Origin of the sequence: Mucilaginibacter lacusdianchii, from assembly GCF_009770985.1 — a bacterium.
In the GTDB taxonomy this organism is placed as follows: Bacteria; Bacteroidota; Bacteroidia; order Sphingobacteriales; family Sphingobacteriaceae; genus Mucilaginibacter; species Mucilaginibacter lacusdianchii.
On record NZ_WSRW01000002.1, the window covers coordinates 1359465 to 1384225 of the forward strand.

The 24761-nt window shown below is 42.6% G+C and carries 26 protein-coding genes; 21 read left to right on the forward strand and 5 right to left on the reverse strand.

Going from position 1 to position 24761, the window contains the following annotated elements; genetic code table 11:
- Nucleotides 1-35: 35 nt before the first annotated feature.
- From GPM24_RS12795 to GPM24_RS12805, 3 genes are read right to left on the reverse strand one after another with little or no spacing between them, the layout of a single operon-like run.
- On the reverse strand, nucleotides 36-1010 hold the full coding sequence (locus tag GPM24_RS12795; RefSeq protein WP_158827130.1) for a toast rack family protein: 975 nt from the start codon (nucleotides 1008-1010) through the stop codon (nucleotides 36-38).
- A 3-nt stretch (nucleotides 1011-1013) separates the two neighbouring features.
- Nucleotides 1014-1475, reverse strand: a complete 462-nt coding sequence (locus GPM24_RS12800) for a PspC domain-containing protein (RefSeq protein WP_158827131.1) — start codon at nucleotides 1473-1475, stop codon at nucleotides 1014-1016.
- Nucleotides 1476-1501: 26 nt separating this feature from the next.
- Complete coding sequence (locus GPM24_RS12805) at nucleotides 1502-2206, reverse strand: SDR family NAD(P)-dependent oxidoreductase (RefSeq protein ID WP_158827132.1); 705 nt, start codon at nucleotides 2204-2206, stop codon at nucleotides 1502-1504.
- An 83-nt stretch (nucleotides 2207-2289) separates the two neighbouring features.
- Here GPM24_RS12805 and GPM24_RS12810 point away from each other — a divergent pair, with 83 nt between their 5' ends.
- The 11 genes from GPM24_RS12810 to GPM24_RS12860 all read left to right on the forward strand — a co-directional run bounded on the left by GPM24_RS12810 (nucleotide 2290) and on the right by GPM24_RS12860 (nucleotide 14415).
- Complete coding sequence (locus GPM24_RS12810; protein WP_158827133.1) at nucleotides 2290-3021, forward strand: MlaE family ABC transporter permease; 732 nt, start codon at nucleotides 2290-2292, stop codon at nucleotides 3019-3021.
- Entirely contained in the window at nucleotides 3018-3770 is a 753-nt protein-coding gene (locus GPM24_RS12815; protein WP_158827134.1) for an ABC transporter ATP-binding protein, read from the forward strand. Before GPM24_RS12810 ends, GPM24_RS12815 begins: the two co-directional genes overlap by 4 nt.
- A 125-nt stretch (nucleotides 3771-3895) precedes the next feature.
- The gene (locus GPM24_RS12820) at nucleotides 3896-4777 is read left to right on the forward strand and encodes a class I SAM-dependent methyltransferase (RefSeq protein ID WP_158827135.1); all 882 of its coding nucleotides are present in this window, start codon (nucleotides 3896-3898) and stop codon (nucleotides 4775-4777) included.
- A gap of 119 nt (nucleotides 4778-4896) precedes the next feature.
- On the forward strand, nucleotides 4897-5949 hold the full coding sequence (locus GPM24_RS12825; protein WP_158827136.1) for a hypothetical protein: 1053 nt from the start codon (nucleotides 4897-4899) through the stop codon (nucleotides 5947-5949).
- A gap of 201 nt (nucleotides 5950-6150) precedes the next feature.
- Nucleotides 6151-6537 (forward strand): hypothetical protein, encoded by a 387-nt coding sequence (locus GPM24_RS12830; protein WP_158827137.1) that lies wholly within the window; start codon nucleotides 6151-6153, stop codon nucleotides 6535-6537.
- An 82-nt stretch (nucleotides 6538-6619) separates the two neighbouring features.
- Nucleotides 6620-8344, forward strand: a complete 1725-nt coding sequence (locus tag GPM24_RS12835) for an ArnT family glycosyltransferase (RefSeq protein ID WP_158827138.1) — start codon at nucleotides 6620-6622, stop codon at nucleotides 8342-8344.
- Nucleotides 8345-8351: 7 nt separating this feature from the next.
- Nucleotides 8352-9395 (forward strand): lipid A deacylase, encoded by a 1044-nt coding sequence (locus GPM24_RS12840; protein ID WP_158827139.1) that lies wholly within the window; start codon nucleotides 8352-8354, stop codon nucleotides 9393-9395.
- A gap of 49 nt (nucleotides 9396-9444) precedes the next feature.
- On the forward strand, nucleotides 9445-10167 hold the full coding sequence (locus GPM24_RS12845) for a DUF2490 domain-containing protein (protein ID WP_158827140.1): 723 nt from the start codon (nucleotides 9445-9447) through the stop codon (nucleotides 10165-10167).
- A 272-nt stretch (nucleotides 10168-10439) separates the two neighbouring features.
- Nucleotides 10440-11126 (forward strand): ABC transporter ATP-binding protein, encoded by a 687-nt coding sequence (locus tag GPM24_RS12850; RefSeq protein WP_158827141.1) that lies wholly within the window; start codon nucleotides 10440-10442, stop codon nucleotides 11124-11126.
- 3 nt (nucleotides 11127-11129) lie between these two features.
- Entirely contained in the window at nucleotides 11130-13691 is a 2562-nt protein-coding gene (locus GPM24_RS12855; protein WP_199269739.1) for an ABC transporter permease, read from the forward strand.
- A 13-nt stretch (nucleotides 13692-13704) separates the two neighbouring features.
- The gene (locus GPM24_RS12860; RefSeq protein WP_158827142.1) at nucleotides 13705-14415 is read left to right on the forward strand and encodes an arylesterase; all 711 of its coding nucleotides are present in this window, start codon (nucleotides 13705-13707) and stop codon (nucleotides 14413-14415) included.
- 260 nt (nucleotides 14416-14675) lie between these two features.
- On the opposite strand, the gene GPM24_RS12865 is transcribed toward GPM24_RS12860, so the two are convergent.
- The gene (locus GPM24_RS12865) at nucleotides 14676-15161 is read right to left on the reverse strand and encodes a DUF6702 family protein (RefSeq protein ID WP_233268823.1); all 486 of its coding nucleotides are present in this window, start codon (nucleotides 15159-15161) and stop codon (nucleotides 14676-14678) included.
- 55 nt (nucleotides 15162-15216) lie between these two features.
- Between GPM24_RS12865 and GPM24_RS12870 the strand changes: the two genes are divergently transcribed.
- The gene (locus tag GPM24_RS12870) at nucleotides 15217-15807 is read left to right on the forward strand and encodes a HupE/UreJ family protein (RefSeq protein ID WP_158827143.1); all 591 of its coding nucleotides are present in this window, start codon (nucleotides 15217-15219) and stop codon (nucleotides 15805-15807) included.
- On the forward strand, nucleotides 15804-18146 hold the full coding sequence (locus GPM24_RS12875; RefSeq protein ID WP_158827144.1) for a M1 family metallopeptidase: 2343 nt from the start codon (nucleotides 15804-15806) through the stop codon (nucleotides 18144-18146). Before GPM24_RS12870 ends, GPM24_RS12875 begins: the two co-directional genes overlap by 4 nt.
- Nucleotides 18147-18291: 145 nt before the next feature.
- Here the strand turns inward: GPM24_RS12875 and GPM24_RS12880 are convergent, their stop codons facing one another.
- Nucleotides 18292-18636 carry an EthD domain-containing protein gene (locus GPM24_RS12880; RefSeq protein ID WP_158827145.1) on the reverse strand — a complete coding sequence of 115 codons (345 nt, stop codon included), beginning with the start codon at nucleotides 18634-18636 and terminating at the stop codon, nucleotides 18292-18294.
- 85 nt (nucleotides 18637-18721) lie between these two features.
- Between GPM24_RS12880 and GPM24_RS12885 the strand changes: the two genes are divergently transcribed.
- From GPM24_RS12885 to GPM24_RS12920, 8 genes are all read left to right on the forward strand, one after another.
- Nucleotides 18722-19123 (forward strand): winged helix-turn-helix transcriptional regulator, encoded by a 402-nt coding sequence (locus GPM24_RS12885; protein ID WP_233268824.1) that lies wholly within the window; start codon nucleotides 18722-18724, stop codon nucleotides 19121-19123.
- 251 nt (nucleotides 19124-19374) lie between these two features.
- The gene (locus GPM24_RS12890) at nucleotides 19375-19875 is read left to right on the forward strand and encodes a hypothetical protein (protein ID WP_158827146.1); all 501 of its coding nucleotides are present in this window, start codon (nucleotides 19375-19377) and stop codon (nucleotides 19873-19875) included.
- An 89-nt stretch (nucleotides 19876-19964) separates the two neighbouring features.
- Nucleotides 19965-20378 (forward strand): nuclear transport factor 2 family protein, encoded by a 414-nt coding sequence (locus GPM24_RS12895; RefSeq protein ID WP_158827147.1) that lies wholly within the window; start codon nucleotides 19965-19967, stop codon nucleotides 20376-20378.
- Nucleotides 20379-20578: 200 nt separating this feature from the next.
- On the forward strand, nucleotides 20579-20758 hold the full coding sequence (locus GPM24_RS12900; protein ID WP_158827148.1) for a hypothetical protein: 180 nt from the start codon (nucleotides 20579-20581) through the stop codon (nucleotides 20756-20758).
- 206 nt (nucleotides 20759-20964) lie between these two features.
- A complete protein-coding gene (locus GPM24_RS12905) occupies nucleotides 20965-22137 on the forward strand; it encodes a glycoside hydrolase family 172 protein (RefSeq protein ID WP_158827149.1) in 1173 nt (390 codons plus the stop codon).
- 177 nt (nucleotides 22138-22314) lie between these two features.
- A complete protein-coding gene (gene msrA, locus GPM24_RS12910; protein ID WP_158827150.1) occupies nucleotides 22315-22860 on the forward strand; it encodes a peptide-methionine (S)-S-oxide reductase MsrA in 546 nt (181 codons plus the stop codon).
- 110 nt (nucleotides 22861-22970) lie between these two features.
- Entirely contained in the window at nucleotides 22971-23774 is an 804-nt protein-coding gene (locus GPM24_RS12915; RefSeq protein ID WP_158827151.1) for a 5'-nucleotidase, lipoprotein e(P4) family, read from the forward strand.
- Nucleotides 23775-23832: 58 nt separating this feature from the next.
- Entirely contained in the window at nucleotides 23833-24699 is an 867-nt protein-coding gene (locus tag GPM24_RS12920) for an aldose 1-epimerase family protein (protein ID WP_158827152.1), read from the forward strand.
- The last annotated feature ends 62 nt before the right edge of the window (nucleotides 24700-24761 follow it).

A 24761-nucleotide genomic window follows, 5' to 3' on the forward strand; every position in this document is an offset into this window, starting at 1 on the left:
TGCCGGTATGACGCTGCTGTTATCAAATCAGTATTTTAATATCTTTTTACGTTAAACTCGGATATACCGCCTTTGAAGTTGATGTATATTTTGTTCTTAGCCGTACTAAAGCCTGGCGAAGTGTAGTGCTTGTCGCCAACTTTATCCATACCCTCAAAATCGGTAGAGCTTAATGCGCTTGATGTAGTTACATCGCAAGCCACATTACGGGGTACAAGCAGTTCAATTTCAGACACGCCTGTAGAAACATCAACCATTGTAACAGGTAAATTAGCGCCTAATTTTACCTTATAAGATGCTGCGCCACCTTCCAGGCGCAAATCTTTTACTTTGTAGGGTGATAAGTCAAAATCTACCTCCGTAGCGCCGCCTTTAACATTAATTTCCCATTGTGGTGCGTTGTTCAATTTAATATCAGCCGAATTTGAACGACCATTGTTCCACCTAAAATTACGCTCGCGCCCATGAACGTGACTGTTCATGTCAAAGTTTAATACAGTTACCGAGTCGGTTTTTTCGGTGGTTAAGTTAAACCGGTTGCCGTACTCGCGAGCATCAGCCTTAAACAGGTCGGCGGTGGTATCGGTTAACTTGTAGGTGGTAGCACCGCCCGATATGTTAAGCCGCACTAACTTTACATCGGGCGAGTAAACCTGCTGATAAGTATTTTGCTTAGCGTCTTTTAACGACACGTTTTCGTTATCATCATTGTCGTCACTGTCATTATCATCTGTGTTGTAATGAAAATTGAAGAAACGGTTGTGATGCTCGCCCAGGTTGCTGAATAAAATCAGACTAAAGCCCCCCACTATAATCAATACTCGTACTACCGTTGCCCATATTGCCCGGTTATTGGCCAATAGCATGTTGGCACCGGCAATAACCAAAAACACCGGCCACAGGTAAACAACATTTGACCAGTGAAAGTTAATGACGCCAAAGTTGTTCATCAGAAATATGGTACCTATTAGTACCAATACAATACCTGAAAATAATCTGTTGTTTCTCATAGCTTATTCAATTGGGGCGTTAGTGTTCGTATTTTTTTCTTTTCGCGAAGTGATGATGAACACACCACCTACTACCATAGGAATGATAGGCCAAAGGTGTCCAAAATTAATATCAGGAATAACTTCAAATTCGTCTAGTAATAAAAAGCTTCCTAGCAGTAATAAAATCAAACCACCAATAAGGCCTGCGTTTGATGCCCGGCGTGGCTTGTTGATGTAGCTCTGCTCAAACTGATTGGGCGGCTGTACCATATAATCCACACCAGGGGTGGTAGATACAAATTCCTTACGTGGTAGCACAATCCACAAAACGATGTAGATTAACAGGCCGCCGCCTTTAAAAATAAGGGCCAGTACAAATATTAGCCGCATTACAGAAACTTCGGTTCCAAAGTAGTCGGCCAAGCCGGCGCAAACACCACCAATGGTTTTGTGCTGTTCGTCGCGATATAATTTCTTGTTCATAAAAATTGATTGTTGAGTGATTGTTGTTACAATTGGCCCAACACAGGTTTAATCACAATCTCATCCACATTAGCACCGCTACTCATATTGTAGCAAGTGATGATGGCTGAGGCGACATCAGCGGGGGATACAAATCTGTCCGGACTAAAATCGGTACCTGCCCATGATTCGGTTAAAGTTGAGCCTGGTAAAATGGCGGTTACTTTAACACCGTGCTCCTGCATTTCGAGCCTCATTATATTACTAAGACTATACAGTGCAGCTTTTGTTACACCATAAGTTCCGGCAGTTGTGGTAGGTTGTACAGAGGCTACCGAGCAGATGTTAAATATGTATCCGCTACGGGCATCCCGCATGGTTTTACCAAAATAGCGATACAGTTCATAAGCCGGCATTACATTAGTATTCATCTGGCGGAGAAAAGCGTCCTCATCATCATCCAGTATGCTGGCGTATTCGAAAACACCCACATTGTTAATTAGTACATCAATAAAACCCAGTTGCTGTTCGGCATTTGCTGCAAAATCAATCACTTGTTGTTTAACTGAGCAGTCGGCTATATGGGTATAAACCTGTATTTCGGGATTTGCCTCCAGAAGTTCTTCCTGTATTTTTGTTAAATCTTCACCGTTGCGCGAACAAATTGCCAGGTTTAATCCTTGTTTAGCAAATGCAAAAGCAATGGCGCGTCCAATGCCTTTGGAGGCTCCGGTAATCAGGGCGTTTTTCATACATTAAAAATTAGCACTGTAATTATAACCCGAAAGCTTTATAATTTTAAATGTATTTTTAACAAAAAATATTTACACCATCCATGTTCCATAGTTTAGGCAGGTATATTTTACTCATTCGGTTAAGTTTTAAGCGTCCAGAAAAGTTCAAGGTTTATTGGGCCGAAGTAATGCGCGAGATGGTATCTATAGGCGTAGGCTCACTGGGCATCATCAGTATTATATCTGTTTTTATTGGTGCAGCTACTACTATTCAGGTAGCTTTTCAATTATCCAGCCCTTTGGTACCCCGTAGTATAGCCGGCAGCATTGCGCGCGATTCAACTATCCTGGAATTCAGTCCTACTATTTCAGCACTTGTGTTAGCTGGCCGGGTAGGCTCCAGTATTGCCTCACAAATAGGCACCATGCGGGTAACCGAGCAGATAGACGCGTTGGAAATTATGGGTGTAAACGCACCAGGCTTTTTAATTGCGCCTAAAATTTTGGCTAGTATCTGCATGTTTCCGATACTGGTTATCTTTTCCATAGCATTAGGTATTGGCGGTGGTTATATTGCCTGTATTGCCTCTGGCGATGTTAGTCCTGCTGATTATTTAAGTGGTGTACATGACGGTTTCAACCCGCTTACTATACAAGTGGCATTAGTTAAGGCAACTGTATTTGGCTTCATTATTTCCTCTATCTGTGCTTATCAGGGCTTTTATACCGAGGGCGGTGCGTTAGAGGTAGGCCAATCGGCTACCCGTGGCGTAGTTTATAGCTGCGTAATGGTTTTATTTGCCGATTTAATGATTACCCGCATAATGTTATGATTGAGATTAAAGACATTCACAAAATATTTGGCGAAAACGAAGTTTTAAAAGGCATTAGTGCCACATTTACGCCCGGAACCAATAACCTGATTATCGGCGGTTCAGGATCAGGTAAAACGACCTTACTTAAATGCATTGTAGGTTTACATGACCCAAGCGAAGGCGAAGTTTTTTTTAGCGGAGAAAATTTTACCAAAATGGATTTTGAGCAACGTGTGCCTGTGCGTAAAGAAATTGGCATGCTTTTTCAAAACTCAGCATTATTCGATTCCATGACGGTTGAAGAGAACATCATGTTCCCACTTAACCTGTTCACTCAAATGAGCGAATCAGAAAAACGCGACCGTGCCAACTTCTGCTTAGGGCGTGTAAACCTGAAAGACAAGAATAAATTGTTCCCAGCCGAACTTTCGGGTGGTATGAAAAAGCGTGTGGGTATTGCCCGCGCCATTGCTATGGAACCTAAGTATTTGTTTGTGGATGAGCCCAATTCCGGCTTAGACCCAAGAACATCTATCGTTATTGACGAACTGATTGATGAGTTGACTGAGGAATACAAAATCACCACCGTAATGGTTACGCACGATATGAATACCGTGATGGGTATTGGCGAACACATCATCTTTTTACACCAGGGCCAAAAATGGTGGGAAGGCTCTAATAAGGAAATTGCCCATACGGATAATAAAGAGCTGAACGACTTTGTATTTGCCAGCAAGTTTACCCAGGCAGCAAGGGAGAAATTGTAAGTCTTTTTAGTTGTGGGTTGTATGTTGTCGGTTGTGTGTATCTTTGCGCCATTAATTTAGGTGTGCAAATACATAAGACTATATAGTTACACCCATAACAGACAACTCACAACAGACAACCAAAAATGATCCAACTCCTTACGCCTACGCACTGGAAAGATTACGAACTGATTGATTGCGGCGACTTTGAAAAGCTGGAACGCTTTGGCCAGCTTATCCTTATCAGGCCAGAGCCGCAGGCCGTGTGGCGTAAGCAATTACCGGATGCTGAATGGCAAAAGCAACACCATATCCGTTTTAAAGGCCGTTCGGCCACATCGGGCGATTGGGTAAAAAAGAATGCTAAAACGCCCGACCGCTGGCATATTGAGTATAAAAACGAACAAGCTGCTATCAAATTCCGACTGGGCTTAACATCCTTTAAGCACGTGGGAATTTTCCCAGAGCAGGCCGTAAACTGGGATTACATTGCCGAAAATGTAAAGCGTTTCAAAACGCCTACTCCAAAAGTATTAAACTTGTTTGCCTACACTGGCGGCGCGTCGTTAATTGCCCGCGCAGCCGGAGCCGATACCACGCACGTAGATTCTATTAAGCAAGTAGTTACCTGGGCTAATGAAAATCAGGAACTATCAGGATTGAAAGATATACGCTGGGTGGTTGAAGATGCTTTAAAATTTGTAAAGCGCGAATTAAAACGTGGTAAAAAATACAACGGTATTATTTTAGACCCACCAGCTTACGGTAACGGCCCCAACGGCGAAAAGTGGAAGTTGGAAGACCATATACAAGAAATGATGCAGGACGTAGTCCAACTGCTTGACCCTGATGAACATTTCTTGATTCTAAACACCTACTCACTAGGCTTTTCATCTGTTATTGTGGAAAACCTGATCAGAGATGCATTTCCAAAAGTGCAGAATTTGGAAATAGGCGAACTTTATTTACAGGCTACAGCAGGCTCTAAACTACCTTTAGGGGTATTCGGGAAATTTTGTAAAGTTTAGTGAAAAACTAATTGAAGCAATAGTTATATTTACAACGTTTAATCCGTCAAAAAATTTTATAACTGAAGAATTAAATATTTTATCCGAACGGGTATTAGTAATAATATCTGCCCTACATTATGAAAATCAAACAACTGCTGTTTTCTTCATCGATCCTGTTATCATCTTTAGTATTACTGTCTAATTGTAATGAAAGCAGCAAAGCTGGTAAGCTTGATAGTAAAAACGACAAAAAAGCTGATTCTGCCAAAATAGATACCATACCTACCGTTGCCGGTAATTATGCACCGCTGGATACTGCTAAATACGATAGTTTACTTAAACGTTTGGCAAATGGTGATACCACAGGCCGCTGGCCGGTAAAAAACCAGCCCTATCCAGTAGCTGGCGCTATACTTCCGTTTAATCGCGTGGTAGCATTTTATGGTAATTTATTTTCTAAAAAAATGGGCATTTTAGGTGAATTGCCACCTAACGAAATGCTGGCCAAGTTAAAGGGTGAGGTAAAAAGCTGGGAGAAAGCAGACCCGAACACACCGGTAAAACCAGCCTTACACTACATTGCGGTGGTAGCACAAGGCGCAGGTGGTAAAGATGGCAAATACCGTTACCGTATGCCGTTTAAACAAATTGATACAGTACTGTCGCTAGCCAAAAAGGCCAACGCGCTGGTGTTTCTGGATGTGCAGGTTGCCTTAAGCAACATCCGTGCGGAGTTACCATTGCTGGAAAAATACTTGTCGATGCCGCAAGTGCATTTTGGTATGGACCCAGAATTTTCGATGAAAGACGGTACTTTACCGGGTAAAAAAATTGGCACCTATGATGCCGATGATATAAATTACGTAACAGGCTATTTAGCTGATTTGGTGCGTAAAAACCATTTGCCGCCTAAAATTTTAATTGTACACCGTTTTACCCGTAAAATGGTAACCAACTATAAAAACATTAAACTGCACCCCGAAGTGCAGGTAGTAATGGACATGGATGGATGGGGCGAACCCGACCTGAAACTGGGAACATACCGCAACTTTATTTTCCCGGAGCCTGTACAATTTACCGGCTTTAAGCTATTCTACAAAAACGATTTAAAAAAGGCGCCGCATCACATGCTTACGCCGCAAGAAGTGTTGAAGTACAAACCGCAACCTATTTATATACAATACCAGTAATATACCAACTAAACCCTACTGGATATTGAACAAAGCCCTGCTTAAATAAGCGGGGCTTTTGTTTTAAAACGCTACCTTCAGTCACTCATAAAGATTTTAAATTTATAAAAGACACCTATGTATAAGCGGATGCAATTTGGCTTGCTGTTGTGTATACTTTTTAGCTTTTGCAGTTGCCACCCCTTATTTTGCATCTGGGAAATGGGGTACGATGAAGTGCAAAAAGAAAGCGACTTACCTTCAATATCCGGTCAGTATCTATTATCTGGGCATTCTCGTAAAATGATGAAATATGAAGGCAATTATCAGCATATTCCCCCTAGCGAACTAGTGCTGGCCTCTGATCATACATACCAGCTTCACAATGCACCTGATTGGATGTTTAATGATTTTGGCGAGCCACATGGGCAATACACTGACAAAATCGGCCGGTGGAATCTGACTTGTAATAATGACGGCTGTTTAATAGAACTGGAAGGGCTAATGGTTACACCTTTGTATATGCGCAATCATAAAGCGGCTATCCTAATTACAGTTGGAGATGGCGACGAATGCCAGGGCATGGTTTACGAAAAAGTAAGCCGCTGAGCGTAGCGTTACATAAGAACTCTGGCAAACAGGTATTCTACACCTACTTCACGCCAAAATAATTACCTTTGGTGCATCACCTATGTTTGAGCCTGTTACTTCATTAAATTCTCCCAAAAGTTCCGGTAAACTCATCGGACTATTTTTATTGGGCTGGACTATACTTAATATTTTGCAGGCGGCCACCCTTGGCTTACATTCCGACGAAGCTTACTACTGGGTATATTCCCGTTTTTTAGACTGGGGTTATTATGACCATCCGCCCATGGTAGCCTTGTTCATCCGCCTGGGCGATAGTTTGTGGCATACCGAGTTGGGTTTGCGAATGGTAACCATCATTACCAGCACTATATCTATGTACGTGCTTTGGTTAATTGCCAAAAAATACCGTGCCGATGCACGATGGTTTGTGCTGATTGCAGCGGGCACCCTGGCCTTTCACATTTATGGCTTTACCACAACGCCCGATGCGCCTTTGCTATTCTTTACAGTACTGTTTTATTACCTATACCAGCAATACCTGGAAAAAGACAAATGGAGTACTGCTGTATTATTAGCCGTTATCGTGGCCTGTTTGCTTTATAGCAAATACCATTCGGTGCTGCTTATCTTTTTTACGTTAATTGCCAATTTAAAACTACTTAGGCGGCCATCTTTTTGGCTGATTATGGTGCTGGCTGTTATATTGTACGCACCGCATATCTGGTGGCAAATCAGTCATGGATATCCATCTGTCAATTACCATTTGTTCGAGCGCTCGTCTGAAACTTACCAGCCTGAATATACTTATCAATATATACCCGGCCAGTTGCTGATGGCAGGCCCGCTTATTGGCTGGTATTTGTTTTATTTCACCTGGACGTTTAAAACCAAAGATATTTTTGCCCGCACGCTGCTTTTTAATGGCATTGGGGTATTCGTATTCTTTTTACTCAATACCATTAAAGGCAACGTACAGCCGCATTGGACATTGATTAGCTTTGTGCCTTTGTTGCTACTAACACTCATTCGCTTGCAGCAATCGGGTAAGCCATCGCTTTGGGTTTACCGATTGGTTGTAGCTAATGCCATACTGGTAGTAGTATTCAGATTGGTACTACTGGCCGGTTGGGCACCGTTGCTTAAGCGCCATCCATTTAAAAGCTATTTTGGTTACCCGGAATGGACGCATCAAATTCAGCAAAAGGCAGGCAATAAATATGTAATGTTCGATTATGGCTTTCAAGAGCCATCTAAGTACAATTATTACACTAATAACCTTAAAGGCTTTGCCTACGATTCACGCTTTTACCGCCGCACACAATATGATATATGGCCTTTAGAAGAGCGGCTGCAACACCAACGAGCTTTATATGTGTCAAACGGCATGGCAAATGGCATCACTACTGACAGTGTTAAAACCGTAAAAGGTACCTATTACATTGGTTGGGTAAATGATATCCGTACGTATCAAAAAATAGATATACAGTTAGCAGAGCGTAAGTTTAAAGTAAAAGCGGGGCAACAGCTTACCTTTCATTTAAAATTAACCAATCCGTATACTTACCCAGTTAATTTTAGCAATCAACATACAACTCATCCCGTATCAATGTCGGCCTGTTTTTTTCAGGGTGATGATTTGCCTTACATAAAAACTGCCGGAGACAATTTTGACGGATTAGTTATACCATCCCGTCAAACAGCCAACTTTGATTACAGCATACAAGCGCCAGATAAAAAAGGCAGGTACGAATTGGTTTTTTCTATTAAAACAGCACCGTTTGCTGGCGGACGTAACAGCAGGAGTATTACCTTTATTGTTGAATAACAAACCTATGATTAAAAAAATTTACCTGATTACTGTTTTTGCTATCATGCTGGTGAACGCAGCCCGTGCTCAGCAAAATAGCGTGGATATTCATTTCAACGGCTTTAGCTTTGTTGATAACCGCGAGTACAGAGCCTTTACCGAGCGCTCCCGTTCATACCTGGGTGCTCGTACAGCACTGGATTTAGGCTTGAATCTGGATAGTTTGAACCATTTTGTGGTAGGTATAAATGGTATTCACGAGTTTGGTGCCAGACCGTATTTTTTAAAAGTAGATCCGGTAGCTTATTACAAATTTGAAAGCAGCAAATGGCTGTTTAATGCAGGTATGTTTCCGCGCGCCGGACTGCTGGATAACTACCCCCGCGCTTTATTGAACGATACCCTAAGATATTTCAGACCAAACGTAGAAGGCTTGCTGGCACGTGTTCAGGGCGAGTTTGGTTATGAAACCTTTTGGCTGGATTGGGTAAGTCGCCAAACAGCTACCGACCGTGAACAATTTTTATTTGGTGCCTCAGGTAAATACAAGCCCAATCCTTTCGGCAAGTTTTACATCTCACATTATTTTGTTATGCTGCACGATGCAGGTCCGTCGGTGGCTATTCCAGGCGACCATATCAGAGACAATGCAGCCGGTCAGCTGCGCCTTGGATTAGATTTCAGTCACAAAACCATGTTCGACTCTTTATCTGTCGAAGCCGGAGGCATGATATCACTGGAGCGTGTACGCGTTAGCGGCGGTGGCGGTTTTCATAAACCATTGGGCGTTGTAGCCAGCGTGTATGCCAGCAAGGGCCGTTTTGCCTTTTTTGACGAGTTTTATAAAGGCCAGGGCCATTACGTAAATTATGGCGATTCTTTTTATGAAAAAAAGATCTATAACCGGCTGGATATCATCTACTCCCCTTTTATCTTTAAACACTTAAAAGGGCAATTCGTATTAAGTTTACACCAGTCGCCCGGCCAACTTACCGACAACCAACAAGTGTTCCGGATTGTTTATGATTTGGGTAGAAAGAAATTAGTTAGATTTGGTAATGATGACTAATACATTAAGCAAATATTTATCTTGTTGAGGCAAATAATAAAACCTTACAATGAGAAAGTTTTTTTTATCCGCATTTGTAATTAGTCAGCTTTTGACATGGAAATTAGCAACTGCACAAAACCGGCAAGAGCATACCTTGTGGGGTGCCTGGTTTCATACACAACGTTTTTCTAAACACTGGGGCGGATTTTTTGATATACAAATGCGTTCATCAGATGACGTGAAGTATTTGCGTAATACACTGCTGCGGCCAGCCGTAAGTTACTATTTTAATAACACACAAATTGTAACAGCTGGCTACCTTTATACCGGCACACACAATGAAACTGCGGCCGGCAAAACTTTCAGACCCGAGCACCGTATCTGGCAGCAATTTATTCAAACACACAAAATCCATAAAAACATTGCCGTACAGCACCGGTTTAGGCTAGAGCAGCGCTTTATTGGAAGTTTGAACACACAGGAAGCTTACTTTTCGCAACGCTTCCGTTATTTTATCCGCGGTATTATACCATTTAAAAAAGACTCCACCTTTAACAAAGGTGCTTTCCTGGCACTGCAAAATGAACTTTTCGCAAACGTACAAAACAAGGACAAGGTAAACGGCGATGTATTTGATCAGAACCGGGCTTATGCCGCACTGGGCTATCGCTTCAGCAAACGTATTGATCTGGAAGCCGGTTACCTAAACCAATATGCAAATACCGTAGGATCTATCAACACCAATAACAATGTGATACAGGTGGCTTTGTATACACGGTTTGGGAATTGAGCTTTTGGCGCAATGCGGGGTTAAAAACAGGCACCAATACTTTGTTGATTTATAAAACCTGAGTTTACGGGATTGATTTATAAAGGGACAAGTTTACGCTGTTTTCTGAAACAGTAAGTTGAGATACCAGCGGAGCTAATTCTATTGAATCGTCATACCAACATCACATCATTTCCCTCAAACTATTTACCTGCGTAATGTTTGTAACTTATGGGCTTGCCAATTGTCATACGGCAAACAACAGCATCCTTTAATATTAAATATCTGATTTAGTGGAAACCGTTCTGGATATCATCAACCTGGGTAAAACCTACCAAAGTGCCGGCAAAACATTAACCGTGCTTAATAATGTCAACTTTTCAATAACCGATGGCTCAACCAACGCCATTGTTGGTCCGTCGGGCAGTGGCAAAACTACCTTGCTGGGCTTGTGTGCGGGGTTAGACCGCTCTACTACCGGTAGTGTCGTGCTCAATGGTGTAAACTTAAATCAATTAAGTGAAGACAAACGGGCTCAGGTGCGTAACCAGTATGTAGGGTTTGTGTTTCAAAGCTTTCAGTTACTGCCTACGCTTACTGCTCTGGAAAACGTAATGGTACCGTTAGAGCTACGCGGCGAACGCAATATCAAAACCCGTGCTTTAGACTTGCTAGATAAAGTTGGACTGGCCGACCGTGGACACCACTTTCCAACACAGTTGTCGGGCGGTGAGCAGCAACGGGTATCTATAGCCCGGGCATTTTCCAATCAGCCTAAAATACTGTTTGCCGATGAACCAACAGGAAACCTGGATGCCGAAACCAGCGAGAAGATAGTAAAGCTACTTTTTGAATTGAACCAGGATGCCGGCACTACCCTGATACTGGTAACACACGATTTGGAACTGGCAGCTAAAACTCATCGTATTTTAAGAATTAAAGGCGGCCAGCTGGTATCCGACGAAAAAACACAGGCTTAAACGATGCAGGACAACATAACACCAACACTGCGACGCAGGGTAAGCCTAAGCTGGCTATTAAAGATGGCCTTGCGCGATAGCCGTAAAAACCGCTCGCGCCTGTTTTTATTTGTATCCTCTATCATACTGGGTATTGCTGCTCTGGTGGCTATTTATTCGTTCGGCTATAACCTGCGCAATGATATCGACAACCAGGCCGCCACGCTTATAGGTGCCGATCTGGTGATATCCGGTAACCGTCCGGTAGAAAAAGATCTGCAACCTGTGCTCGACTCGCTGGGTACCGACCGCTCACAGGAACGCAGCTTTGCCTCGATGGTATTGTTTTCCAAAACCGGAGATACCAGACTGGTGCAAATTAGGGCATTGCAGGGAAAATATCCGTATTATGGGGCTATTGAAACAGCCCCGCAACAAGCGGCACAAAGCTTTAGAACAGGTAAATATGCTTTGGTTGATGAATCCCTGATGCTGCAATACAAAGCCCAGGTAAACGACTCGTTAAAAATAGGTAGTGTAACCTTTGCTATAGCCGGCGTACTTAAACAGGCACCCGGACAAACCGGCCTTGCGGCAGGCGTAGCACCGGTGGTATACATCCCCATGCAATACCTCGAAAAAACCGGATTGGTAGATAAAGGCAGTCGTATTAACTACAACTTATACTATAAGTTTGATAAAGACACTAACGTAGATAAACTGGCTGATAAACTTGGCGCTCGTTTAGATAAGGGCAATATGCATTATGAAACCATTCAAACCCGCAAAGAAAATACCGGTCGTGCTTTTACCGATTTAAACCGGTTCCTGTCATTAGTAGGATTTATTGCCTTGTTGCTAGGCTGCATAGGCGTGGCCAGCTCTACCCAAATTTATGTGCGCGAAAAAGTAGCTTCTATTGCCATACTGCGCTGCTTGGGCGTAAAAGCGTTTGAAGCTTTTTTAATATACCTGATACAAATTGCCGGTATAGGGCTCATTGGTTCACTTATTGGCGCTGCCTTAGGTTCAGCAGTACAATACCTGCTACCCATTGTACTAAAAGACTTTTTACCGTTTGATATTACGGTTGCCATTTCGTGGCTGGCTTTGGGCCAAGGTGTGGTACTAGGTGTTATTATATCCATTCTGTTTGCGCTGATGTCGCTGATATCTATACGCAAAATATCACCCTTAAACACTTTGCGTGCGGCGTTTGAAGATAGCCGCCCGGGCCGTGATCCGTTGCGCTGGCTGGTATATATATTGATATTAGTGTTTATTGTACTATTCTCGTACATACAACTGGCCGACTGGCAGGCCAGCGCTGCTTTTACCATTGCGCTGTTGATAGCCTTCTTTATACTGTGGATTACGGCCATATTACTTAAGCGGGTAGTAAAAACTTTAGTACAAGGGCCATGGAGCTATTTGGTGCGCCAGGGATTTGCCAACCTGTACCGCCCAAACAACCAAACTACCATTCTGATGGTATCTATCGGATTAAGCACTGCATTTATCTGTTTGCTGGTTTTTATGCAGTCGATGCTGATCAATCAAGTTAAACTGTCAACCAGCGGCAATCAACCTAATACTGTATTGTTTGATATCCAAACCAACCAGGAAAAAGGTGTGGCCGATTTAACCAGGCAGTTTAAAATGCCTATCATTCAGCAGGTACCCATTGTAACCATGCGGCTGCAAAAAATTAATGGCAAATCGGTTGAAGATTATAAAAAGGATACCAGTCGCAATAGTAAACGCTGGGCTTTTGGAAGTGAGTACAGGGTAAGTTATCGAAACACCCTTACCTCGTCCGAAAAAATTACGGATGGCAAATGGATAGGTGAAGCCGGTGATGCTACCGAAATCCCTGTATCGGTGGACGACAAAACTGCCGAGCGCCTGGCATTAAAAGTAGGTGATAAATTAGTGTTTAATGTACAAGGTACGCCCATGACCACTGTAGTAGCCAGCTTGCGTAAAGTGAACTGGAACCAGATGGGTACAAACTTCCGGGTGTTGTTTCCTACTGGCGTGCTGGAACAGGCACCTCAGTTTCATGTGCTGTTAACCCATTCGCCATCAACTGCTGTATCAGCCAAATACCAGCAGGCTATGGTCCGTAAATATCCCAATATTTCTATGGTAGATTTAGGTTTGGTGCTTACTGTTTTAGATGAAATATTGGATAAAATAAGCTATGTTATTCGCTTTATGAGCGGGTTTAGTATCGCCACCGGATTAATTGTACTGATTGCATCAGTACGCATTAGTAAATATCAGCGTATTAAAGAAAGCGTATTGTTGCGTACCCTAGGTGGCAGCCGCAGGCAGATATTGTGGATTACCGCTTTGGAATACTTGTTTTTAGGTGCATTGTCGGCACTAACTGGCATACTGCTGGCCTTGGCAGGTAGCTGGCTGCTGGCTAAATATTCCTTTTCGATACCTTACCAGGTAAATTACCTGCCAGCCATCATCATGTTTGTTGTAACGGCTGCATTAACTATTATTATCGGCTTGCTGAATAGCCGTAGCGTGCTTAATCGTCCGCCGTTGGAAATACTCAGGTCCGATATTTGATTAATCATGAATTATGATAAAGCATAAATTGAAAAGTATTCTTTCGCTGGCGTTACTGCTATCTGTTACAGCCTGCGGAAATTCCCATACCACACAACAGGCTGATAATGTTAGCAAACAAACATCATCCGGCTCAGCTGATGCAGCTGTACCTACTAAAACCGTATTGGTTTTTGGTGATAGCCTTACCGCTGGTTATGGCTTGGATGATCCGGAAGATGATGCCTACCCGTCTGTTTTGCAGGATAAGATTAAAGATGCCAAGCTGCCTTATACGGTAATCAACGCTGGCAACAGCGGCGAAACTTCAGCAGGTGGCCGTAATCGTATTGATTGGGTACTTCGGCAAAAAGTAGATGTATTTGTACTGGAACTGGGTGCAAATGATGGTTTACGCGGTGTTCCGGTAACGGAAACCCGGCGCAACCTGCAGGCCATTATTGACCGCGTGAAAGCCAAATACCCTGATGCAAAACTGGTATTATGCGGAATGCAGATACCACCCAGCATGGGCAAAGCTTATACTGCCGATTTTAAAGCCCTGTTCCCTGAACTGGCTAAAAAGAATAACATGACTTTAGTGCCTTTTTTATTAGATCATGTGGGTGGGATACCTAAGCTTAATCAGGCTGATGGCATACATCCTACTAAAGAGGGGGCTAAAATTGTAGCTGATAATGTTTGGGCGGTGTTGCAAGATGTTTTGGAAAACAGTAAGGGATAAGCGTGAAAACTTAGTCTTATTGTTTTCCAAAATTTTGCAAAATCACTAATGTGATATTTTTTAGCACCTTGTTAAGATTGTCTGCGCAACATAACTAATCTTGCCACAGCTAGGAACAAAGCAATCTGCTCACAAATAAACATTGCAAACAAGAGTAGACGGGATAGCTGTGCTAGCACTAGCCGTGACACATCTCAGAAAAGAACATCGGTGTTCTGTAAATTAAGATGGAGGCAGAAGAGCTACTCCCTTACAATAAATCAAAAAGAAAACCCTGCATCCGCATCCGGATTATCCAGCTTTGTACTTTGACGGTTGCCATTCACTGTTACATGAATCATGTTGATCTGTTCGGGGTGCTCAGAGTATAGCAAATCATCGTGCACCTCAATTTTTTTAGCTTTAGGTATGCCTTTTACTTCCAGATAACTCCAGGCACCGTCTTCCTGAATTTCATAACCCACAAAAGCTGGGGACAGTACCTTGCCATCAGCTTTGATGATGAGGTGCTTGTGGATATAATCGTTCAATAGCTTATTTACCTCCGCCCTGTTAGTTGGCTTCACAATATCAATACGGGTATGATATTGTTTGTTGAGCACGTGTTCCAAATCATCATAAAACATGCGGCAGCTAACCTCAATAGCCTGTGTGCGGGCGTTGTGGTTAACTTCGGTTACGCTTACGTAAAATGGGTGAAAAACAGATGCCCACATGAGAGCCAGCGACGAGAACAGATTAATCATGCAATTACTAAATTATGCAAAATTAACTATTATTACGGCTTAATAAATTAAGCCGATGCATGATTTTCCGTTGTATTTTGAATTAGGCTGGCAGCATATATGCGACTGGCAAGGCTACGACCATATTTTATTTGTAACCGCCCTGTGCGGCGTTTACCTATTGGCCGATTGGCGTAAGGTGCTAATACTGGTTACGGCCTTTACCATTGGGCACTCGCTTACCCTAGCTTTAAGCGCCTTAAATGTCCTGCACATTAATACCTCGCTTATTGAATTTCTTATTCCGGTAACTATTGTAATTACCAGTTTTATTAACATTACACGCAAAAAACGCTCGCCGAGCACAGTAAAACTTACCTACGCACTAGCCCTGTTTTTTGGGTTGATACATGGGCTTGGCTTTTCGAATTACCTAAAAAGCTTGCTGGGTAAAAGCCAGAATATTGTACCCCAACTTTTTGCTTTTAATATAGGGCTGGAGTTTGGGCAGCTGCTTATTGTAACAGTTGTGTTGCTTTTGGCTTTTGTAATGCTGAATTTGATGCGAATACAGCGCAGGGAGTGGACATTGTTCCTTTCATCTGCTATATTTGGCATAGCACTTATTATGTGCATTGAACGTTATCAGTTAATTCATTTTAGATGAGAATATTTTACTCCCTGCTAGCCGGAACCTTGTTGCTGAGCGCCGCCACCCAGGCCCAGCAGCTACAGTACAATCCCGGCTCAAACCACGGCAATAAGTTTGAACAGCTGGGCCAAATGCTGGCCGACCCAAACATGTATCGCTCGGCATCGGGCGCTCCGGGACCCAAATATTGGCAACAAAAAGCCGATTATGAAATTGACGCCCGTTTAGATGATGACAAACAACGCCTGGACGGTACTGAAACCATTACTTACTCCAATAACTCGCCCGACCCATTAACCTATCTGTGGTTACAACTAGACGAAAACGAGCATAAAAAAGACGCCGAGAGCGCCAAGTTTGACGAAAGCCGCATGCAGGATAAAATGAGCCTGCGCCAGCTGCAAAGCATCATGGGCCATAACCTGGATCTGGGTAACCATATCGTATCAGTTAAAGATGCGGCAGGCAACAACCTGAAATATACCATCAACGAAACGATGATGCGCATCGAGTTGCCGCAAACGCTGGCAGCTGGTGCAAAATTTAAATTCAAAATTGTATGGTGGTATAATATATCCGATCGTTTAACCATTGGCGGTCGTGGTGGCTATGAGTACTTTCCGGAAGATAAAAACTACCTGTACACCATGGCGCAGTGGTATCCACGCATGGCCGTGTACAGCGATTTTCAGGGCTGGCAAAACAAACAGTTTACCGGTCGTGGTGAATTTGCTTTAACCTTTGGCGATTTTAAAGTAAACCTGAACGTTCCGGCCGACCATGTGGTTGATGCTACCGGACAATGCTCTAACTATGCGCAAACCTTAACCGGTGCACAGTACCGCCGCTGGCAACAGGCGCAAACCGCTAAAGAACCTGTTGAGATTGTAACCTTGGCTGAGGTAAAAAACGCCATGAAAGGCCATGCTACTGCCCGCAAAACCTGGAGCTGGCATGCCGAAAACGTTCGCGATTTTGCCTGGGTATCATCACGCCGTGTGGTGTGGGATGCCATGGCTGTACAAATTGACGGCGGCAAAAAAGTAATGGCCATGTCGGTTTACGGGCCTGAGGCTTATCCGCTGTATCGCCGTTATTCTACCAAAGTGGTGGCACATACCTTACGTACATATTCTAAACATACATTCCCTTACCCTTATCCGGCTGCTACTTCGGTTGAGGCCAGCAACGGTATGGAGTATCCTATGATTTGCTTTAACTACGGCAGGGCCGAGCAAGACGGTACGTATAGCGAGGCAACTAAAAACGGCATGATCGGCGTGATTATCCACGAGGTAGGTCACAACTTTTTCCCGATGATTGTGAATTCTGATGAGCGCCAGTGGACCTGGATGGACGAAGGCTTGAACACTTTCTGCCAGTATATGGCCGAGCAAGAATGGGATCCTAACTTCCCGTCGAACCGTGGTCCGGCTTACAAGATTGTGGATTATATGAAACTGCCGAAGAATGAGTTGGAACCTGTTATGACCAATTCGGAAAATATTGTACGCTTTGGTCCGAATGCTTATGCTAAACCCGCTACAGCATTGAATATTTTGCGCGAAACCGTAATGGGTCGCGATCTGTTTGATTATGCTTTCCGCACCTACTCGCACCGCTGGGCATTCAAACACCCTACCCCTACCGATTTTTTCCGCACGATGGAAGATGCTTCGGCAGTAGATTTGGACTGGTACTGGCGTGCCTGGTTCTACGGAACCGATCCCGTAGACATATCAGTAGACAGCGTAAAATATTACCGCCTGAATACCAAAAACCCACAAACAGAAAGCACTTATGACCGTGCCCAGTTTGACCGCAACCTGCAAAACATCAGCACCACCCGTAACAAGGCTGCTGGCACCCGCTTTGCCGTTGAAGCTGATACAGCCCTGCAAGATTTTTACAGCAAGTACGACCGCTTTGCTGCCACCCCGGCCAGTGATGCCAGCTACAAGGCCATGTACGATGCTTTAAGTCCTGAAGAGAAAAAGTTTTATGATAGCAAGAATTACTTCTATGAAATCAGCTTCAGCAACCAAGGCGGTACACCTATGCCATTAATTCTGGAATGGACTTATGCTGATGGCAGCAAAGAATTAGAAAAAATATCGGCCTACATCTGGCGCAAAAATGAGCAGAAGGTGACCAAAGTGTTTGCCAAAACTAAAGAGGTGCGCAGCCTGAAACTTGACCCTTACCGCGAAACGGCCGACATTAACGAAACCAACAACGCCTGGCCACGTGAATACACGCCAACCCGCTTTGAATTGTTTAAACAACAAAACACTATACGCGGCGCCAGCACCGGCGGCAACCCGATGCAGGAAGCGAAGAAAACGAATCCATAAAACAAAATAGCCGGTTGAGAGACCGGCTTTTCTTTTATAGTCGAAAATAGCGTGTTATTTAAACTAATTAATTTCTGAAATACTTCGTCATCCTATAGACCAAAAACGCCCATCCCCCCATTAGCGTTATCGATAAGGTTATTAGTTATACACTAGCTTTAATGATTGTTTCGTGGGTTGCCATTGCAATATAGTTTGAAGTATCAAAAAATTTAGGTTCATCGGGATGCACCTTTGTTAAATAGTTTTCTGATGTGAAGAAAGTGTTGAAATTTTCGAACGAGTCAAACGAGATTTCTACCACAGCATCGTATAAAGGCTTAGGAAAATCTTCGGCTACTATAGGGTGATTAACTACATACTTTCTAACGTAAAGTTCCGTTTCAGGGATGGAACAGAATAAAGGCGCGTGGTGATTTTTGTGATAATCCACAAACTCTTCAAGGCTCATGCCTGGTAGTTTTTGTACTAAAAACGTAAATTTGATCATTGTCTTTTTATAACTTGATACAAAATTATCTGACCACTTACCTTATAGCAAGTACGCACAACTTTGTGCGTATTGGCTATGACAATTGATTGACCAACCGATGTATAAAAAAAAAATCCCTATAAGAACGGATTGTGGCTTGCACGTATTCAAGGAACTTTTGGATGGAAAATGGAAACTGATGCTGATTTATTATATTTCAGAGGGGATAAAAAGGCCAGGAGCATTGCAGAAAAAAATTGCTGTAGACCGGCGGGTAATGACTAAGCAATTGGATGAATTAGTGAAATATGGGTTTGTAGATAAAATCTCTTTCGATACTAAAATTCCTAAAGTTGAATATCAGTTAACAGGTCTGGGATTTAGCCTTTTGCCTTTGATAATCAGCTTGGAAAAATGGGGCGAAAAAAACAGAGCTGTTTTAGAAACGGCCCTAAATGAAAACAATAACCGAATCATTTATGAGCCGACGCAATGTACTACCTAAATTTACATACCCAATCGCGAGGGTGCTTTTACCAACCAAAATACAGAGGAAAGGTGTGCATCAATGTTGTATGCTGCCATTGGGTAAGCCTTAACGTATACAAAATTAGTTAATCGTGTGGCAGTGCTTTGGTTAGCTCATTAAAATTTTAAACACAGTAAAATTAATGTGCTATTCGCTCTTAGGCTTCGGTCTACAGTAAAACAACTATCAATAATAAACTTTTGCCCCATCATCTAGTTTATACCCTTATGAAACATATCTTGCCGATCACTATTGTAGCCTTAGCTGCAACTGCTTGCTCATCACCCCAAAATAAAAACAGCACCGCTGATTCAATTGTAACCAACACCAAAACAAAAACGGATACGATTACTACTGAACGTGATATTCCCAGTGCATTGGTTAACGGCACCGAGCATTTTTTACACACCGAGGGTACAAACCATCAGGATAGTACTACCGTTACGCTTAACCTAAAAGGCGGCACGGTTACCGGCCAAATAAACTGGATGCCGCACGAAAAAGACAGCCGAAAAGGTAAACTTGCTGGTACCCGTAGCGGCGACATGATTGATGCCGTTTGGACCTTTATGCAAGAAGGGATGACGGATACGCTGAAACTTAAGTTTGAATTAAAAAACAATCAGCTATTACAAAAACCGCTGAAGCTAAACACCCAAACCGGCCGCGAACAGACAGACGAATCGGCAGATTATACGGTAGCTTATACACTCATGAAAAAACATTAATATTACCGTAGCAGCCGTAAATAATACCATATACTTACTTAGCAACAGTTTACTTTTGTTACTGATAAAAAATTTAAATCTATTGCGCCATGTCAGTACAAAAGTATCCTTTGCCACCTTTTACCTTGGATACCGCCCGCCAAAAAGTGCAATTGGCCGAAGATGCCTGGAATAGCCAAAATCCCGAAAATATAGCATTGGCTTATACCATTGACACCGAATGGCGCAACAGGTCGGAATTTGTAAACGGACGCGAGGAAGTGATACAGTTTTTAACCCGTAAATGGCAAAAAGAATTGAATTACAAGCTAAAAAAAGAACTTTGGGCTTTTACCGATAATCGTATTGCCGTAAGGTTTGAATATGAATATCAAAACGCAGATGGGCAATGGTTCAGAGCCTACGGCAATGAAAATTGGGAATTTGATGCCAACGGCCTGATGCAAAAAAGGTATGCCAGTATTAATGATATCTCTATTAACGAAGCTGATAGATACTTATAAAGGCTACAGCAACGGTGTTAGTATCCGGCAGTTGAATATCATCAACTCTTGAAAGGTTCCCTTATCTTAAAAGAACAGACCTTCAATTACTAAAATTGCCGCCAATTATAAAACCGCGTACAAACCACATGACTATACCCGACAAATACGTAATTTTCAAATAAAGAAAACAAATTCAATACTACTAATTAAATTTAGGCATGAATTTGTCAGAAGCACAAAAGGGACGCTTTCAGTTACGTAAGGATTTAGATATCCTAACGTTTAAATTCCATTACGCTGCTGATAACACAGAAAGGCGCAGGTTGCTTACCTCCATGACCCTTATTATGGAAGAGCTTTGCAAACTATACAACTGGCATAAATTCATTCATTCCTGATCATCAGCAACGCCATTTTATTGAGCACATTACACTTATTTTACTACTGTACTTGATACTTACAGCGTTTTTAAACCTTAACTGGTAAGAATTAATATTTTTCTTTTAAACTCAAATGCAATTGGGCAGATGATGCCAAATGTTTAATATTGCTTGGAAGTAGCTTTTGCAGATTGCCTGCTTACCAAACCAACCAATATTAAACCATGAAAACGATCACACTTTGTATTGCCCTGGCATTGCTTAGCCTTTGCGCTTATGCACAAAACACCACTAAATTTAACGGACTGGACATGAACATGGGCAACTTGTCGCGTTTATCAGATGCGCAAACTCGTTCCATCAGTCCCGAAAACTTTAGTGGACAAAAAGGCCAGGGCGGCATGGCCGACCCGGCAACCGACAAAGGTAAGCGCAATGTGGCCAACGCCGCAGAGCCGGCCGAAAAGCTGGGCAAAGGCTGGAAAGTAAACCCCTTTATCATCATCAATTCTAACGAAACCTTTACTATTGCCGAAATGGAAGGCCCCGGCGCCATACAGCATATCTGGATGACACCCACCGGTAACTGGCAATTCTCCATCATCCGTTTTTATTGGGATGATGAAAAAGAGCCGTCTATAGAAGCTCCTATCGGCGCCTTTTTTGGCATGGCCTGGAACCAATATGCACGCCTGAACTCACTGGCTATGACAGTGAACCCCGGTAGCGCCTTTAACAGTTACTGGAAAATGCCATTCCGCAAAAAATGCCGCATCACGGTACAAAATATCAACAACCTGGAACCTATGCGCCTGTATTATCAGGTTGATTATACCCTTACCCCAGTGGGCGATGATGAAGGCTATTTTCATGCTCAATATCGCCGTTCAACACCGGGTAATGGCTCGTTACATACCATTGTTGATAACGTAAAAGGTAAAGGCCAATATGTGGGCACTTACATGGCAGTAGGTACTCGCAACAACGGCTGGTGGGGCGAAGGCGAGATTAAATTTTTTATGGATGGGGATAAAGATTTTGCTACTATAGTAGGCACCGGCACCGAAGACTACTTTTGCGGATCATACAATTTTGAAAATTCAAAAACGCATCAGTACGAAGAATTTTCAACGGCTTACGCAGGTTTACATCAGGTTATCCGGCCGGATGGATTGTACAATTCGCAACAGCGGTTTGGCATGTACCGTTGGCATATCATGGATCCTATCCGCTTTGAAAACGGCTTAAAAGTGACCATACAAGATTTAGGCTGGCGTCATGGCGGCAAGTACCTGGCGCAAAACTCGGATATTATAACGGTTGCCTACTGGTATCAGCGCGAACCGCATGCGCATTTCCCCACCTTGCCGGGCAGGGATGTATTGGAAGTAAACTAAATAATCTCACGAAGTTGGCGCATAATAACATTCAAGCTTATTATCCGATAATTTGCTGAGTAACAATAATGAGTAGATTAATCATATAATTACACATTTTACCAATTATTAGTACTCCAACAAGTCACACCAATTCTATTTTCTTAAAAGCTGGCATAGTTTTCGTAAAAGTTAAATATGAACTTACAGAGAGCTACATTTGGCGGCGGTTGTTTTTGGTGTACCGAGGCTATTTTTCAGACGATACAAGGCGTTAAGTCGGTTACATCAGGTTATACTGGCGGACATGTGGACAGCCCCACTTATATGCAGATTTGTAACGGTGATACCGGGCATGCCGAGGTAATTGAATTAGAGTTTGATGCAGATACAATTAGTTTTAATGAACTGTTGCTTATATTTTTTAAAACGCACGATCCAACTACGCTAAACCGCCAGGGCAACGATGTAGGTTCCCAATACCGCTCAGCTATTTTTTATCATACCGATGAGCAAAAGCAACAGGCTGAGGCCATGATTGAACAGTTAACCAAACAACAGGTATTTGACAAACGTATTGTAACGCAAGTAGTACCCGCCGTTACCTTTTTCAAAGCCGAAGATTATCATCAAAATTACTTTGTGGATAACGCCACAAAACCGTATTGTGCTTTTGTGATACAGCCTAAACTGAATAAGTTTACCAAAGAGTTTACAGAAAAGCTAAAACCCGAATTGTTGTAAAAAGCATCATACAATTAAAATATTGAAAATGCCATAAGAGTCATCTTACGGCATTTTTTATTTTGCACGATTGTTTACTAGCTTTGACTTGTTGAAATCTGTGCTGTATCATGAAAAAACTTACTACTGCTATTCTATCAGGCCTAGCTTTATTAACTGCCTGCAAAGTTACTAAACCTACTACCCAAACTTCGCTGGTAAATGGCGGCAAGGTATGGTCATCTTTATGGCAGCAACGTTCGGCCGAGTACCAGGCTTTATGCTTTCAGGCTTACAACATTGCCAAACTGCGGTTAGACGAAGCCTTAAAGGAACCAGGCGGTAAACCGTTAGCTGTAGTAACCGATATTGATGAAACCGTGTTAGACAACAGCCCTTACGATGCCATGCGTGCCGTAAATAACCAGGATTATGATGTAGCCACTTGGAAAGCATGGACGGCCAAAGCGCAGTGTGATACCGTTCCGGGGGCACCGTCATTTTTTAAATATGCTGCCAGTAAAGGCGTAGCTGTATTTTATGTTACTAACCGTGATGAGGATGAACGTGCCGGTACCATCAAAAACCTGCAAATGTATGGTTTGCCCAACGCCGATAATGAACACCTGATTTTAAAAACCGGCAGTTCGAGTAAAGAAAGCCGACGCCAGCAGGTTCTTAACAAGTATAACATTGTACTACTCTGCGGTGATAACCTGCCCGACTTTGATGTGTTATACGACAATCACCCCACCGAACAAAACCGCCAGGCTGTTACGCAAAAACTGATGCAACAGTTTGGCAGCCGGTATATCGTTATCCCTAACCCATCTTACGGCGATTGGGAAGGCGCTACATTTAATTTTAATTACAAGCTTTCGCCGGCACAAAAAGATTCGGTTATTAAAGCTCATTTGAAAGTAGACAAGCAATAGTTTATACAAACTGAATGTTACCCTACTTTTTGTACATTTACCATTAGCCTAATCGCATATGACCGTCATCGAAAACGATTATTTTAAAGTTAGCATCGATACCAAAGGTGCACAACTAACGTCGCTATACAATAAAACAGCACAAATAGAACACCTATGGCAAGCCGATGCGCAGGTATGGCCCTGGCATGCGCCTAATTTATTCCCGGTGGTGGGCGGATTGATTGATAACCAGTTAATTGTTAACGGTCAAACTTATCCTTTATCGCGGCATGGCTTTGCCCGGCAGTCGGAGTTTGTATTAAAGGAAACGGACACCCAAAGTGCAACGTTTTCTCTTCAATATTCTGAGGAGACACTGAAAGTTTATCCGTATCAGTTTGATTTTCAAATTTTGTATGATTTGATTGAGAATGCCTTGCGCATTACCTATAAAGTCATAAACCTGGATAGCAAACCTATTTATTTTTCGGTGGGCGGCCATCCGGCATTTAACATTCCGTTTGGTGCTGATGGCGTTTATGAAGATTATTATTTGGAGTTTGAGAACAGCGGCATTTTAGAAACTCATTTATTATCGCCCGAAGGCTATTTTACCGGCCAAACGCAACCTGTTGCACTGCAAGGCAACCATTTGCCATTGACTAAAAATCTGTTCAATAACGATGCGCTTGTGTTTAAAAATATACAAAGCCGGGCAGTAAGCATCAAATCAAACAAAACAGATACTGCTCTTACCGTTGAATTTCCACACTATAACTATTTAGGAATTTGGGCTAAACCGGGAGCCAACTTTGTTTGTATAGAACCCTGGCTGGGCTGTGCAGATGCTGATAATCAGGCGAAAGACATCCAATTTAAAGAGGGCATACAAAAATTGGATAAAGGGCATGTATTTGAAGCGCCTTATTACATCAGTATATAAGCACACTTTTTCACACTATACTGGCCGTAAAATTGATATTCTGAAAACATTCTGTACAAAGC

Bases quoted from the DNA above. Each gene is read 5' to 3' on its own strand.
- GPM24_RS12795 (WP_158827130.1), bottom strand. From the start codon at position 1,010: ATGAGAAACAACAGATTATTTTCAGGTATTGTATTGGTACTAATAGGT.
- GPM24_RS12800 (WP_158827131.1), bottom strand. From the start codon at position 1,475: ATGAACAAGAAATTATATCGCGACGAACAGCACAAAACCATTGGTGGT.
- GPM24_RS12805 (WP_158827132.1), bottom strand. From the start codon at position 2,206: ATGAAAAACGCCCTGATTACCGGAGCCTCCAAAGGCATTGGACGCGCC.
- GPM24_RS12810 (WP_158827133.1), top strand. From the start codon at position 2,290: ATGTTCCATAGTTTAGGCAGGTATATTTTACTCATTCGGTTAAGTTTT.
- GPM24_RS12815 (WP_158827134.1), top strand. From the start codon at position 3,018: ATGATTGAGATTAAAGACATTCACAAAATATTTGGCGAAAACGAAGTT.
- GPM24_RS12820 (WP_158827135.1), top strand. From the start codon at position 3,896: ATGATCCAACTCCTTACGCCTACGCACTGGAAAGATTACGAACTGATT.
- GPM24_RS12825 (WP_158827136.1), top strand. From the start codon at position 4,897: ATGAAAATCAAACAACTGCTGTTTTCTTCATCGATCCTGTTATCATCT.
- GPM24_RS12830 (WP_158827137.1), top strand. From the start codon at position 6,151: ATGGGGTACGATGAAGTGCAAAAAGAAAGCGACTTACCTTCAATATCC.
- GPM24_RS12835 (WP_158827138.1), top strand. From the start codon at position 6,620: ATGTTTGAGCCTGTTACTTCATTAAATTCTCCCAAAAGTTCCGGTAAA.
- GPM24_RS12840 (WP_158827139.1), top strand. From the start codon at position 8,352: ATGATTAAAAAAATTTACCTGATTACTGTTTTTGCTATCATGCTGGTG.
- GPM24_RS12845 (WP_158827140.1), top strand. From the start codon at position 9,445: ATGAGAAAGTTTTTTTTATCCGCATTTGTAATTAGTCAGCTTTTGACA.
- GPM24_RS12855 (WP_199269739.1), top strand. From the start codon at position 11,130: ATGCAGGACAACATAACACCAACACTGCGACGCAGGGTAAGCCTAAGC.
- GPM24_RS12860 (WP_158827142.1), top strand. From the start codon at position 13,705: ATGATAAAGCATAAATTGAAAAGTATTCTTTCGCTGGCGTTACTGCTA.
- GPM24_RS12865 (WP_233268823.1), bottom strand. From the start codon at position 15,161: ATGATTAATCTGTTCTCGTCGCTGGCTCTCATGTGGGCATCTGTTTTT.
- GPM24_RS12870 (WP_158827143.1), top strand. From the start codon at position 15,217: ATGCATGATTTTCCGTTGTATTTTGAATTAGGCTGGCAGCATATATGC.
- GPM24_RS12875 (WP_158827144.1), top strand. From the start codon at position 15,804: ATGAGAATATTTTACTCCCTGCTAGCCGGAACCTTGTTGCTGAGCGCC.
- GPM24_RS12880 (WP_158827145.1), bottom strand. From the start codon at position 18,636: ATGATCAAATTTACGTTTTTAGTACAAAAACTACCAGGCATGAGCCTT.
- GPM24_RS12890 (WP_158827146.1), top strand. From the start codon at position 19,375: ATGAAACATATCTTGCCGATCACTATTGTAGCCTTAGCTGCAACTGCT.
- GPM24_RS12895 (WP_158827147.1), top strand. From the start codon at position 19,965: ATGTCAGTACAAAAGTATCCTTTGCCACCTTTTACCTTGGATACCGCC.
- GPM24_RS12900 (WP_158827148.1), top strand. From the start codon at position 20,579: ATGAATTTGTCAGAAGCACAAAAGGGACGCTTTCAGTTACGTAAGGAT.
- GPM24_RS12905 (WP_158827149.1), top strand. From the start codon at position 20,965: ATGAAAACGATCACACTTTGTATTGCCCTGGCATTGCTTAGCCTTTGC.
- msrA (WP_158827150.1), top strand. From the start codon at position 22,315: ATGAACTTACAGAGAGCTACATTTGGCGGCGGTTGTTTTTGGTGTACC.
- GPM24_RS12915 (WP_158827151.1), top strand. From the start codon at position 22,971: ATGAAAAAACTTACTACTGCTATTCTATCAGGCCTAGCTTTATTAACT.
- GPM24_RS12920 (WP_158827152.1), top strand. From the start codon at position 23,833: ATGACCGTCATCGAAAACGATTATTTTAAAGTTAGCATCGATACCAAA.